Genomic DNA, 12,562 nt, shown 5'->3' on the forward strand with positions numbered 1-12,562 from the left:
CTGGCGCAGGATCGTGGTTTCGTACAGCGCTTCCTCCATCGCTGGATCGCTGTAGCCGAACCAGTTCTGCAGCAGATGCACACGCAGCATCGCCATCAACGGGGAGGCCGGACGGCCACCTTCACCTTTCGGATAATGTGGCTCGATCAAAGCAATCAAGCCCTTCCACGGCACCACCCGATCCATCTCGATCAGGAACAACTCCTTGCGGGTTTGCTTGCGCTTGCCAGCGTACTCGGCGTNCCTTTCGGATAATGTGGCTCGATCAAAGCAATCAAGCCCTTCCACGGCACCACCCGATCCATCTCGATCAGGAACAACTCCTTGCGGGTTTGCTTGCGCTTGCCAGCGTCCTCGGCGTCGGCGAAGGTCATCTGCTTCATCGGGAAACTCGGTGGGTGGGGTCGCGGTATTTTGCCAAATCAGAAAGTCTTTTTCAGAGTTTCCACTCGGCGTCGGCGAAGGTCATCTGCTTCATCGGGAAACTCGGTGGGTGGGGTCGCGGTATTTTGCCAAATCAGAAAGTCTTTTTCAGAGTTTCCCTAAACGAGAAGGTCTCCGTCTGTGGTGGTTTGGGCTTGTTTTGTGCCGCTATTTGATCGGCAATGTGGTCGGTGATGATATCGACCAACTGGCCGGCATTGGACAGGTTCAGCTCTGTAGTCGTCATGCTTGAGTCTCCAAGGGTTGTTGTACCGCCTCCACTGAGTGGGCGTCGCTGGCGTAACGTTCCCGACTCAAACAATTTGTCGTCAATCAGATTTATCTGCTCCGTACAACCATTGCTCAGCTAAGTCTTTGCTTATTCAAGCGAATCTTGGACAATCGCGCCCTTGTTACGGTCGTGGCGCTGCCTGTCAGGTTTTTCTGACTCGTTGCGGTCGTATGAAAGCGGAGATCCGAGCGGATGAATGATCAGGCCAATAGCGTCGATGAACGCTACGCAACGACACCTGTAACCCTCACGGGCTGGAGCCGCCAGGACACGACCTGGATGCTTGGCCTGTTCGGCACGGCGATTGGCGCCGGTACTTTGTTTCTGCCCATCAACGCAGGCCTTGGCGGCTTCTGGCCGTTGCTGATCCTTGCGCTGTTGGCATTCCCGATGACCTACTACGCGCACCGTGGCCTGACCCGCTTTGTGTTGTCGGGCCGTGCAGGCTCGGACATCACCGAGGTGGTTGAAGAGCACTTTGGCATCAAGGCCGGGGCCTTGATCACGTTGCTGTACTTCTTTGCCATCTTCCCGATCCTGCTGATCTACAGCGTGGCGCTGACCAACACGGTGGGCAGTTTCATGTCACACCAACTGCATATCGAGCCACCGCCGCGGGCACTCTTGTCCTTTGTCCTGATCCTGGGCCTGCTGGCCGTGGTGCGTTGCGGCGAGCAGGTGATCGTCAAGGCCATGAGCCTGATGGTCTATCCGTTTATTGTCGCCTTGCTGTTTCTGGCGGTGTACCTGGTGCCGCACTGGAACGGCGGCATCCTCAGCACCGCCAGCAGCGTCCCCGCGCCATCGGCACTGCTGCATACGCTGTGGCTGGCGATTCCGGTGATGGTGTTTTCGTTCAACCACTCGCCGATCATCTCGGCCTTTGCCGTTGACCAGAAACGCCAGTACGGCGGCCATGCCGAAGAGCGCAGCTCGCAGATCCTGTGCCGGGCCCATCTGCTGATGGTGGTGATGGTGATGTTCTTCGTGTTCAGCTGCGTACTGACCCTGTCACCGGCGCAACTGGCCGAAGCCAAGGCGCAGAACCTGTCGATCCTGTCCTACCTGGCCAACCACTTCGACAACCCGACCATCGCCTTTGCCGCGCCGTTGATTGCCTTCGTGGCCATTGCCAAGTCGTTCCTGGGCCACTACATCGGCGCCAGCGAAGGCCTCAAGGGCTTGATCGTCAAGAGCGGCCGCCGCCCGGGCGCCAAGGCACTGGACCGCATGACCGCAGGCTTCATGCTGGTGGTGTGCTGGATCGTCGCCACGCTGAACCCGAGCATCCTGGGGATGATCGAGACCCTGGGTGGGCCGATCATTGCGTCGATCCTGTTCCTGATGCCGATGTACGCGATCCGCAAGGTGCCGGCCATGGCCAAGTACCGTGGGCAGATGTCCAATGTGTTTGTCACGGCGGTAGGTTTGGTGGCGATTACCGCGTTGGTGTACTCCCTGGCGGCGTAAGCCCCCGAGGTTGTACGGCTCTAAAAGGTGGGCTTGTGTGGGAGCGGGCTTGCCCGTGATATAGGTGGGTCAGTCAATTAAGCTGTCGACTGATCCACCGCTATCGCAGGCAAGCCAGCTCCCACATTTGTTTTGTGGTATGTCCAAAATTCCCTACCTCGCTGAGACCCTTGTGGGAGCGGGCTTGCCCGCGATGAGGCCACAACAGGTCCCACATTTCTCCAGGCATAAAAAAACGCCGCGTATCTTGCGATACACGGCGTTTTTTACATCAGCAAACCTTAGGCTTGAACCACCGGAATGTTGGCGCTTGCAGCGATTTTGCGGAACTCGGCGATCTGGTCGAAGTTCAGGTAGCGGTAGACGTCACTGGCCATGGTGTCCAGTTTCGCCGCGTAGCCCATGTACTCTTCGACGGTCGGCAGGCGACCCAGGGTGGAAGCGACTGCCGCCAGCTCGGCCGAGGCCAGGTAGACGTTCGCGCCGTCACCCAGGCGGTTCGGGAAGTTACGGGTCGACGTCGACACTACGGTGGAGTTCGGCTCAACCCGTGCCTGGTTACCCATGCACAGCGAGCAGCCCGGCATTTCCATGCGCGCGCCAGCCTTGCCGTAGATGCCGTAGTAGCCTTCTTCGGTCAGTTGGTGAGCATCCATCTTGGTCGGCGGCGACAGCCACAGACGGGTTGGCAGCTGACCCTTGACCTGCTCCAGCAACTTACCGGCCGCACGGAAGTGACCGATGTTGGTCATGCACGAACCGATAAACACTTCGTCGATCTTCTCGCCAGCCACGCTGGACAGCAGACGGGCGTCGTCCGGGTCGTTTGGTGCGCAGAGGATAGGCTCGTTGATTTCAGCCAGGTCGATCTCGATGACTTCGGCGTATTCGGCGTCGGCATCGGCTTCCATCAGCTCAGGGTTGGCAACCCAGGCTTCCATCGCTTGGGCACGGCGTTCCAGGGTACGGGCATCGCCGTAGCCTTCGCCGATCATCCAGCGCAGCAGGGTGATGTTGGAGTTCAAGTACTCGGTGACGGAGTCTTTGGACAGCTTGATGGTGCAACCGGCAGCCGAACGTTCGGCCGAGGCGTCGGACAGCTCGAAAGCCTGCTCCAGGGTCAGGTCGTTCAGGCCTTCGATTTCCAGGATGCGGCCGGAGAAGGCGTTTTTCTTGCCTTTTTTCTCAACGGTCAGCAGGCCGGACTGGATCGCGTAGTAAGGGATGGCATGCACCAGGTCGCGCAGGGTGATGCCAGGTTTCATTTTGCCTTTGAAACGCACCAGGATCGATTCCGGCATGTCCAGTGGCATTACGCCAGTGGCGGCGGCGAACGCGACCAGGCCAGAACCGGCCGGGAACGAGATGCCCATCGGGAAACGGGTGTGGGAGTCACCACCGGTACCCACGGTGTCCGGCAGCAGCATGCGGTTCAGCCAGCTGTGGATGATGCCGTCGCCTGGACGCAGGGATACACCGCCACGGGTCATGATGAAGTCAGGCAGGGTGTGGTGGGTGGTCACGTCGATCGGCTTTGGATAGGCCGCGGTGTGGCAGAAGGACTGCATCACCAGATCGGTGGAGAAGCCCAGGCACGCCAGGTCTTTGAGTTCATCACGGGTCATGGGACCGGTGGTGTCTTGGGAGCCGACGGTGGTCATCTTCGGTTCGCAGTAGGTACCTGGACGAACGCCTTTGCCTTCTGGCAGGCCGCAGGCCTTGCCGACCATTTTCTGGGCCAGGGTGAAACCCTTGCCGGTGTCGACAGGAGCTTCAGGCAGCTTGAACAGGTCGGTAGGGCCAAGACCCAGCTCGGTGCGCGCCTTCTCGGTCAGGCCACGGCCGATGATCAGCGGGATACGGCCGCCTGCACGGACTTCGTCCAACAGGACCGGGGTCTTCATTTCGAAGGTGGTCAGGACTTCATCGGTGCCGTGCTTGCAGACTTTGCCAGCATGCGGGTACAGGTCGATCACGTCGCCCATGTGCATGTTGGTCACGTCGAATTCGATTGGCAGTGCGCCGGCATCTTCCATGGTGTTGTAGAAGATGGGAGCGATCTTGCTGCCGAAGCAGAAGCCGCCAGCGCGCTTGTTAGGCACGTACGGGACGTCGTCGCCGAAGAACCACAGTACCGAGTTGGTCGCCGACTTACGGGACGAACCGGTACCGACCACGTCACCGACGTAGGCGATCGGGAAGCCCTGGCCGCGCATTTCTTCGATCTGCTTCATCGGGCCGGTCTTGCCTTGCTCGTCCGGCACGATGCCTTCACGGGCCATTTTCAGCATGGCCAGGGCGTGCAGCGGGATGTCAGGACGGGACCAGGCATCGGGAGCAGGGGACAGGTCGTCGGTGTTGGTTTCGCCGGTGACCTTGAACACGCGCAGGCTGATCTTGTCGGCCAGGGTCGGGCGGTTCTTGAACCACTCGCCGTCGGCCCAGGACTGGATCACTTCCTTGGCGTGCGGGTTGCCGTTCTTGGCTTTTTCCGCGACGTCGTGGAACGCATCGAACATCAGCAGGGTGTGCTTGAGCTGGGAAGCTGCAACGGCGGCCAGTTCGGCGTCGTCCAGCAGTTCGACCAGGGTCACGATGTTGTAGCCGCCTTGCATGGTGCCGAGCAGTTCAACAGCGCGTTTTTTGTCGATCAGGGGGGAAGAGACTTCGCCCTTGGCCAGGGCAGACAGGAAACCGGCCTTGACGTAAGCGGCTTCGTCAACGCCTGGTGGAATGCGGTTGGTGATCAGGTCAACGAGGAACTCTTCTTCGCCAGCCGGGGGATTTTTCAGCAGCTCGACCAGGCCTGCGGTTTGTTCGGCGTTTAGCGGCTGGGGAACGATACCCAGGGCTGCACGCTCTTCGATATGTTTGCGGTAGGCTTCAAGCACAGTTATTACCCTCATCAGTGGTCCCACGGGACGCTCATCCAGACATGCACGGCACACATGCGCTCGGGGGCTTTTTGGGCCGTAGAGCCAGTGCTGCCGGCATTTCTCACAGAAGCTGCTTTCAAAGTTTTACGCCTGCAGAACGGAGCTGATGAGGGTTGGTGCTGGTTATTTGGAGGGTAAATAACCAGCGCCAACACCGTTCTGAAGGAACGACTGTGCTCGTGACGCTTTGAAAACAGCTTCCAACGGATTATTTGGCGCCTTACAAGGCCGGATGATTCTACGGCAAAAAAATTCTAAAGGTAAGTTGCCGCAGCAAGTTTGCAGGGTGATGAACCTTAGACAAAGGGCTAACATGGGCCACTGTTTCGCTGATTTGTGCATTGCCACCCATGTCCAACCACACCATCAAGACCCCCTGCATCGGCCTGTGCTCCACGGTTTACGGCGATCTCGTGTGTCGCGGCTGCAAGCGTTTCCACCACGAGGTGATCCAGTGGAACGGCTATGGCGAGGAAGAAAAACGCGCGGTATGGCTGCGGCTTGAGCAACTGCTGGTGCAGGTCATGGCGGGCAAACTGGAGGTGTTCGACCCCAAACGCCTGCGCTGGCAACTGGAACAGCGCAAAATCCGCTTTGTGCCGCACCAGTCTGAATACTGCTGGGCCTACCAGTTGATCGCCCGGGGCGCGCGGGTGATCAACAACCTGGAAGCCTATGGCATGGTGCTGATGCCGGAGTTTCGCGAGTGGAGCCTGCCGGCGTTGCGCGATGCCATTGATCGGGAGTTTTTTATCCTCTCTGAGGCCCATTACCAGCGCTATATCGCGCCAGGCTTCCTCAAGGACGCACTTTCTGGCTGAAGACACCGATCAAAATGGGGGGTGGCCAAACTATCCTGCACTGCCGAGATCCCCTGTGGGAGCGGGCTTGCTCGCGATGACGGTGGGCCAGTCAGCACATCAGTTACTGACCCGTCGCCATCGCAGGCAAGCCAGCTCCCACATTTGTTCTGTGGTGTGGCCAAACTATCCGGCACTGCCGAGATCCCTGTGGGAGCGGGCTTGCTCGCGATGGCGGTGGGCCAGTCAGCACACCGGTTACTGACCCGTCGCCATCGCAGGCAAGCCAGCTCCCACATTTGTTCTGTGGTGTGGCCAAACTATCCGGTACTGCCGAGATCCCCTGTGGGAGCGGGCTTGCCCGCGATGGCGGTGGGCCAGTCAGCCCACCGGTTACTGACCCGCCGCCATCGCAGACAAGCCCCACATTTCTGATCTGCGTTATTCCTGACTGGCCAGTTCCTCCAGGTGATCGATGATGCTCTGGGGCTTGAGCACCAGCACATCACTCTCCAGCGCATCCAGCACCACTTCCGCTGTATTGCCAATCAAGGCCCCGGAAATCCCGGTGCGCGCCACGGTGCCAATGATCGTGACGGCTGCCCGCAGTTTATGGGCCATATGAGGGAGCAGCACATCCGCCGGGCCTTCTTCGATATGCAGGTGGCTGTCATCAATGTCGAATTCGGCCTGGAACGCCTTGCACTGTTCGCGATAGCGGGCCTCGATGGTTTCCTTGAGCTGGAACACCGGATCGGCTGCCGACAGCATGGGCGAGGGATGGGCGCTGATCACATGCAGTTGGCCCTTGGCCAGGCTGGCAATGTCAAAACCATGATCGACAATGGCGGCGTGCAGGGCTTTATGCTCGTTATCGAGGCTGCCCACATCGATAGCCGCCAGGATCACCCCATTGGTCCATGGGGTTGCGGTCTTGACCAACAGCACCGCAGCCGGGCACCAACGCAAGAGTTTCCAGTCGGCCGGCGTCAGCAGGGCCTTTTTCAGCGGGCTGTCGGGGGCGTGCTGCTTGATCACCAGCTTGCAGCCTTCGGCCTGCTGCGTCGCGATGATGGTGTCCTGCAGGCTGCTGTTCCAGGCCTGTTCGGTGGTGACCTTGTAGCCATCGGCCAACAATTGTTCTTTGAGTAAGGCCAATAACGCCGAATGCTCATGTTTTCTATCGCATACCAGCAAATGCAGATGCGCGCCGGTCACCCCGGCGATCAGCTTGGCGCGCTTGAGGGCCAGGCTTTCCGAGTGATCGGGTTCGATGATCACCAGGATTTTGCCAATATCGTTCATGAGCGGGATCTCCAAGGGTGGGAAGGGCAAGGCTTCGGACAACTATAGTTGCTGCCCGCCGTACGTCATGTTGATACACATCAAGCCCCGTGACTGGTGGTCTGCGGCGGGGTCGGTATAATCGGCGGCCTTTTGTGATCCTTTGCCCGTGAGCCCGATGAACCTGCCCGAAATCCATGAATTCCTCGGTTGCCGCACCCCCGACGCCTGGGTCCAGGCCGCCCTGGCCGACCAGGAAACCCTGCTGATCGACCACAAGAATTGCGAATTCAAGGCCGCCAGCACCGCCTTGAGCCTGATTGCCAAGTACCACGCCCATGTCGACCTGATCAACATGATGTCGCGCCTGGCCCGTGAAGAGCTGGTGCACCACGAGCAAGTCATGCGCCTGATGAAAAAGCGCAAGATCGAACTGCGCCAGTTGCACGCCAGCCGCTATGCCTCGGGCTTGCGCAAGGTGGTGCGCAGCCACGAGCCGGTCAAGCTGGTGGACACCCTGGTGGTCGGAGCCTTTATCGAAGCGCGTAGTTGCGAGCGTTTCGAGGCACTGGTGCCGCATTTGGACGAAGAGCTCGGCAAGTTCTACTTTGGCCTGCTCAAAAGCGAGGCGCGGCACTTCCAGGGCTATCTGAAGCTGGCCTATCAATATGGCGAGGCCAAGGATGTGGCCCAGGTCATCGAGCGGGTCCGCGCCGCCGAGCAGGAACTGATCGAATCACCGGATATCGAGTTTCGCTTTCATAGTGGCGTGCCGGCCTGAGGCCACTGCCACGCCGATCAGCGCGGTGATGCCGGCTAGCAGCAGGATCACCGTTTGCGTGCCAAAAGGTGCCGCCAGCACGGCAATTGCCAGGCCCGCCAATGGCTGCGCGAGGTTGTTGAACAAGGTGATCACGCCCACCGTCTTGCCGAAATCTTGCACGGGAATTACCCGCTGACGGATGCTGCGCATATACACGTTGAACATCTTGTCGAAGCCGGTGACCAGCAGAAAGCCCAGGGTGTACAGCCAAAGGTTGGGACTGATCGCCATTATCAATGCCCCAACCCCAATCATCGAATACGACAGCCCGCCCAGGACCTTCAACGGTAGGGTCGAGCGCGCCAGGTAAAACAGAATGCCGATGGTCACCACCGCGCTGGCAGCCTGCAGCAGCGCGTAAGCATCTTTGCCGGCCGCGTAAAGGCCGGTCACCATAGCGGCGGAGGTGGCCAGCGTCACGCCAATGATCAAATTCACGCCGACCGCCAGGGCAATAACGCGCTTGAGCTCCGCCAGGTTGCGGATATGTCCGAGCGCGGTGCGCATCGGTTGCAGCCAGATACCCCGGTGTTGTGCGTGGCTTTCGAGATTCACTGTGGTATTGCGCTGCCAGATCAGCATTGCCAGGTCTGCCAGCACAAACAGCCCGGCAATTCCCAGCACCACCCAATGCCAGGCCCACACCTCCAACATCAGCGCGGCCACCAGTGGCCCCAGCACCAGGCCGCTCTGGTCGGCGATTTGCGAGTAGGAGAGGGTCTTGGCGTAGGTGTAATGCTTGAAAATATGCGGCATGACGACTTCCCTCGCCATGATGCCCTGGGTAGTCAGTACCCCGCACAGCGCAGACAGGATCACCAACCAATAAATGCCGTCGAACATCCCGTGCAGCGATACAGCCACCAAACACGCCAGTGCTCGGTAGACTTGGCTGATATGCAGAATGCGCACGGGCGAAAACTTGTCGCACAATGCCCCGCATACCGGGAACGCCAGGTATCGCGGCAGAGACTCGATGAAGAACGCCATCCCGGCCCACGCTACGCTGTTGGTGGTCTGGAACACGATCAACGGCACAATGAACAGCAGAATCTGGTCTGCCAGCCGTGACAGGAACAGCGAGACAAAAAAAGCCAGGTAATCCTTGCGCATGGTGCTCTCGTTTCGGTGAATCAAAGGGGCAACCAGAAGCCGATCAATAGCTTGAACCAGAGGTGTCACTGAGGTTATGGCGTTCATCTCCCTTGAGCGGTGGATTGAACACGCTTACCAATACCAAGTCTTCGTGCCGGCCCCCGCGCAGATAATGTCGGTCATGCTGGTCAAGGACGTAGATGTCTCCAGGGCGGATCTGGTAGATATTGCCGTCCATATCTTCGACCTCTCCTTCACCCGCAATGCAATAGCAGGCTTCCAGATGGTTGCGGTAGTGCAGCAGTGACTCAGTGCCTGCACGTACAACGGTATGGCAAATGGTATAGCCCATTCCGTCTTTTTCCGTCAGCAGGCGGTGGCTGGTTCCCGCACCCCATTCAACAAAGTGGCCAGTGTTCTCGATCTCGCTCTTATTGCGAATAAACATTTGTCTTCTCCTTGGGGCTAAAGGGAGCAATGGAGTTCTGACGTAGCGCTGGCCAGCATCGCCGAGTCCCAGTGCACGTCACGGTGAGCCGCCATCGTTTGCAGGTCCCGCCAGTGACGATGCAGTGGATTGTCACTGGCCATCAACGAGGCGCCGCTGTGTTCTACCAGCCGTCGCACCGCTTCGACACATTGGCGAGCGAGATAGCTGCGATCACGTTTGAGGGCTGACAGTTGGGGGGCGGTGAGTGCACGACGTGTCAGGCCTGAATCATGTAAACGATTGAGCAGTGAATCAAAAAGCGCACTCGCCGCTGTCAACTGCGCCCCACTGTGGGCCACGCGTTCAAGGGCCATGACTGACGGGGGTGTAGTTTGCCGCGCAAGTGCCTGGAGGTGGAGTTCATAGGCGCCCTCAGCGCAGCCCAGCAGTGGGCCTATGATCGAGGTCGTGATGAAGGGCATGATGGGGACGCTGTACAGGTAATCACTCGCGGTTCCCGTTGGTCGTGGGCCGAACACTTCGTGCAGTGGGAAAACCTCGTGATGAGGCACCAGTAACCCGGGCGTCATTACGTCATGAGAGCCCGTGGCACGCATGCCCATGGAGTCCCAAGAGTCGAGGACAGCAATCTCTTTTTTCGAGACTACAACCAGGAAACGAGTGCTGGCGTCTGCCGTGGGATGGTTGGGGCACTGGGCATTGAGGATCAACCACGTTGCATGTTCGATGCCGGAGCTGAAACGCCAGCGACCACTGACACGCATACCTTCAGGCTCAAACGACAATTTACAGCCTGGCCCCACTGATGCGGATGCAAACAGCTGGGGCGTACCGTCATCGTAGAGCTTCGCTTCAACCGATGGGTTCAGCCGCGCAGCGATAGCGGCATGCCCGCCCACCAAGCTGATCAACCAGCCTGTCGATGCACAAGCTCTGGCGGCAGTTCTTGATGATCTCACCAGCGCTGGCCAGCCCGGCACGCCTGGTTGGGCTCGACGTGGGCACACCAAGTCCAACAAGCCGCTTGAGCGCAACTCACCCAATGTTTCATCACTCAATCTACGGTTTTTATCCGCAAGGGCGGCCCGCTCGCGCCACCTTGATAGATAGGCATCAGGCATTAGGTACTTCCTTTTCCGAATGTTTACCAAGTGCCACCTGTTCAAAGCAAAAGCTGCTGGGTTGATTTACCGGGCCTAGCAGTTCGATGAAGTGCTCGATATGGGCGTGATCGTCTGATGCGACGAATTCGCAGAAATTGGTGCTATTCCATAACAGCACTACGTACTTGAACTGTCGCTGGAGGGCTGCAACCAAAACATTCATGAGTACTTGCCCGTTTTCCATTTGCTCCAGCATTTGTTTGCGTTTCCACTCGATTTCCTCGGCGGTGAAATAGCGCGCTTTGAAGCCTTCATCCTTCAGCGCTTCTCGGCGCAGGAATTCCTGATGGTCGGCGTGATTGAGTTTTTCCAGAAAGAACGCCAGGCCACCTGGTTTAAGCAACGGCTTGATATGTTGTAACTGCAAATCGCGGTCCTGGGTGTAAAACTGGAATGCAGCGGTCTCGTAGAGATAATCAAACCCCTCGACAAATCGTTGATAGGGCGTCGAGTTGAACAACGAGGAGGTGACCTTGAAGAAAGAGTGTGGAAAGAACAGCGAATGTTCAGGGTTGGCAAATCGGTCAAAGGCGATCTGGTTGGCGCGATTAGGCGAGCAGGTCAGTGTCTGAATCAGCCCTTGGGAATGTGCCGCCAGTGCGCGGCCATTGCTACCGTCGAAGGCATCGATCTCAAAAAAACTGAAGCGTTGCTCTGAAGTTGTACGGCGTGCGTGGGAAAGCCTTGTCAGTGCTACGCCGATTCGAGCCATTTCCTCAAGAATGTAAGGGACGCTAGCCAGGAAATGCGAAAACAGCGGACCTGCGTTTGCGACTAATAGATCGTGGTAGGTGATGACAGCTGAGTCAACGATGGTATCGCGTATATGACTGGTCAGTGAGCGGGAGGGAACCTGCGCCGCGCCAGTGGCCAGACTGTGAAAATGCTCGGCCAGTTTTAACATTGGGCTGTTTTGTAATTCTGCATCGAGTGTGAAATTGTTCAGAGGGTTCATTTTATCGCTCCTTGATCTCAGCTACGTCTTTGCCAGAGGTTTTGCCTGAGTCGGTCTGGGGCAATCTATCCATGAATGCCCATTGCGCGGGGACCATATGCCAGTCCATGAGCTGTTTGCAGTGTTCATGCAACGCAGCTTCGCAACTTGAGTCGTAGCCACGTTCCAGCACTACACACGCCTTCGGTAAAAAACCGGCAGACTCATCGGCTACTGGCACCACAACCACTTGGGCGACAGCTGGGTGCGAGGCCAGGCACTGCTCTATTTCGCGTGGATTGACATTCCATATATTGCGCGCGAAGACATCGTCTTTACGCGCTATGTAATAGAGGAATCCTCGCTCATCCATTTTGAATAGGTCACCGGTACGATAAAGTTTTTCTTCGCCGAAAACATGATTTTTAATCGCGGCGCTAGTTGCTTCCGGCATTTTCCAATATTCCAGCATCAAGTAATCGCTGGTCACCCACAGTTCGCCGATAATGTTTGGTTGTAAAACCAGTTCACCCTGATCACTGATAATAAATGCCTTCACTCCCGGCAAAGGTTTGCCAACTGAAGTAGGGTGTTCATCAATGTCTTCAGGTGGCAAGTAGCTGACACGTTTACATTCAGTCATTCCGTAATTAGAGTAAATCGAAATATCCGGCAGGGCAGCACGAATGCGCTTTATATGGCGGGAATACAGGGGCTGGCCACTGCTGGAAATATAGCGCAGCGCAGGCAACTGTCGTTGCCAATACTCTTTCATATTGGCCAGCAGGAAAAATATAGGGATGGTCTGAAGTAGCCATGTATTTCCCCGGCATACCACCTAGCGCAACTTTTAAACTCGCCAAATGATCAAAAAACAATCAATTCGACGAG

Annotated in this window: 12 protein-coding genes and 1 pseudogene; 3 read left to right on the forward strand and 10 right to left on the reverse strand. The window is 57.7% G+C overall.

Features of this window, described 5'->3' with window-relative positions; translation table 11 throughout:
- The 3 genes and pseudogenes from AO268_RS29545 to AO268_RS32840 form a co-directional block, all read right to left on the reverse strand.
- On the reverse strand, window positions 1–288 hold a 288-nt coding region (locus AO268_RS29545), incomplete at its 3' end, for a transposase (RefSeq protein WP_141562858.1).
- Window positions 246–383, reverse strand: a pseudogene (locus AO268_RS29550) (IS5/IS1182 family transposase); the annotation flags it as partial. The pseudogene AO268_RS29550 and the gene AO268_RS29545, both read right to left, overlap by 43 nt.
- A gap of 134 nt (window positions 384–517) precedes the next feature.
- Complete coding sequence (locus tag AO268_RS32840; protein ID WP_176561423.1) at window positions 518–670, reverse strand: hypothetical protein; 153 nt, start codon at window positions 668–670, stop codon at window positions 518–520.
- Between the two features lie 237 nt (window positions 671–907).
- Between AO268_RS32840 and AO268_RS29555 the strand changes: the two genes are divergently transcribed.
- Entirely contained in the window at window positions 908–2,185 is a 1,278-nt protein-coding gene (locus AO268_RS29555; protein ID WP_099170703.1) for a serine/threonine transporter, read from the forward strand.
- Window positions 2,186–2,466: 281 nt separating this feature from the next.
- On the opposite strand, the gene acnB is transcribed toward AO268_RS29555, so the two are convergent.
- Window positions 2,467–5,076 carry a bifunctional aconitate hydratase 2/2-methylisocitrate dehydratase gene (gene acnB, locus AO268_RS29560; protein ID WP_076963979.1) on the reverse strand — a complete coding sequence of 870 codons (2,610 nt, stop codon included), beginning with the start codon at window positions 5,074–5,076 and terminating at the stop codon, window positions 2,467–2,469.
- Between the two features lie 395 nt (window positions 5,077–5,471).
- Here acnB and AO268_RS29565 point away from each other — a divergent pair, with 395 nt between their 5' ends.
- Window positions 5,472–5,942, forward strand: coding sequence for a DUF1289 domain-containing protein (locus AO268_RS29565; protein ID WP_099170704.1), 471 nt, complete (start codon window positions 5,472–5,474; stop codon window positions 5,940–5,942).
- Window positions 5,943–6,362: 420 nt separating this feature from the next.
- On the opposite strand, the gene AO268_RS29570 is transcribed toward AO268_RS29565, so the two are convergent.
- Complete coding sequence (locus AO268_RS29570; protein ID WP_099170705.1) at window positions 6,363–7,226, reverse strand: universal stress protein; 864 nt, start codon at window positions 7,224–7,226, stop codon at window positions 6,363–6,365.
- A 157-nt stretch (window positions 7,227–7,383) separates the two neighbouring features.
- Here AO268_RS29570 and AO268_RS29575 point away from each other — a divergent pair, with 157 nt between their 5' ends.
- The gene (locus AO268_RS29575; protein WP_076963982.1) at window positions 7,384–7,986 is read left to right on the forward strand and encodes a tRNA-(ms[2]io[6]A)-hydroxylase; all 603 of its coding nucleotides are present in this window, start codon (window positions 7,384–7,386) and stop codon (window positions 7,984–7,986) included.
- On the opposite strand, the gene AO268_RS29580 is transcribed toward AO268_RS29575, so the two are convergent.
- Genes AO268_RS29580 through AO268_RS29600 form a run of 5 tightly spaced genes read right to left on the reverse strand, consistent with a single transcriptional unit; the run spans window position 7,942 to window position 12,446 of the window.
- Window positions 7,942–9,141 carry an MFS transporter gene (locus AO268_RS29580; protein WP_076963983.1) on the reverse strand — a complete coding sequence of 400 codons (1,200 nt, stop codon included), beginning with the start codon at window positions 9,139–9,141 and terminating at the stop codon, window positions 7,942–7,944. The genes AO268_RS29575 and AO268_RS29580 overlap by 45 nt on opposite strands.
- Window positions 9,142–9,184: 43 nt before the next feature.
- Window positions 9,185–9,571 (reverse strand): ectoine synthase, encoded by a 387-nt coding sequence (locus AO268_RS29585; RefSeq protein WP_076963984.1) that lies wholly within the window; start codon window positions 9,569–9,571, stop codon window positions 9,185–9,187.
- A gap of 17 nt (window positions 9,572–9,588) precedes the next feature.
- Window positions 9,589–10,695, reverse strand: a complete 1,107-nt coding sequence (locus AO268_RS29590; RefSeq protein ID WP_083743087.1) for a hypothetical protein — start codon at window positions 10,693–10,695, stop codon at window positions 9,589–9,591.
- On the reverse strand, window positions 10,688–11,692 hold the full coding sequence (locus tag AO268_RS29595) for a hypothetical protein (protein WP_099170706.1): 1,005 nt from the start codon (window positions 11,690–11,692) through the stop codon (window positions 10,688–10,690). The genes AO268_RS29590 and AO268_RS29595 overlap by 8 nt, the downstream gene beginning before the upstream one ends.
- Window position 11,693: 1 nt before the next feature.
- On the reverse strand, window positions 11,694–12,446 hold the full coding sequence (locus AO268_RS29600; RefSeq protein ID WP_257154483.1) for a class I adenylate-forming enzyme family protein: 753 nt from the start codon (window positions 12,444–12,446) through the stop codon (window positions 11,694–11,696).
- Window positions 12,447–12,562 lie beyond the last annotated feature (116 nt).

It is taken from the genome of Pseudomonas sp. ICMP 8385, from assembly GCF_002699915.1.
Lineage (GTDB): Bacteria > Pseudomonadota > Gammaproteobacteria > Pseudomonadales > Pseudomonadaceae > Aquipseudomonas > Aquipseudomonas gessardii.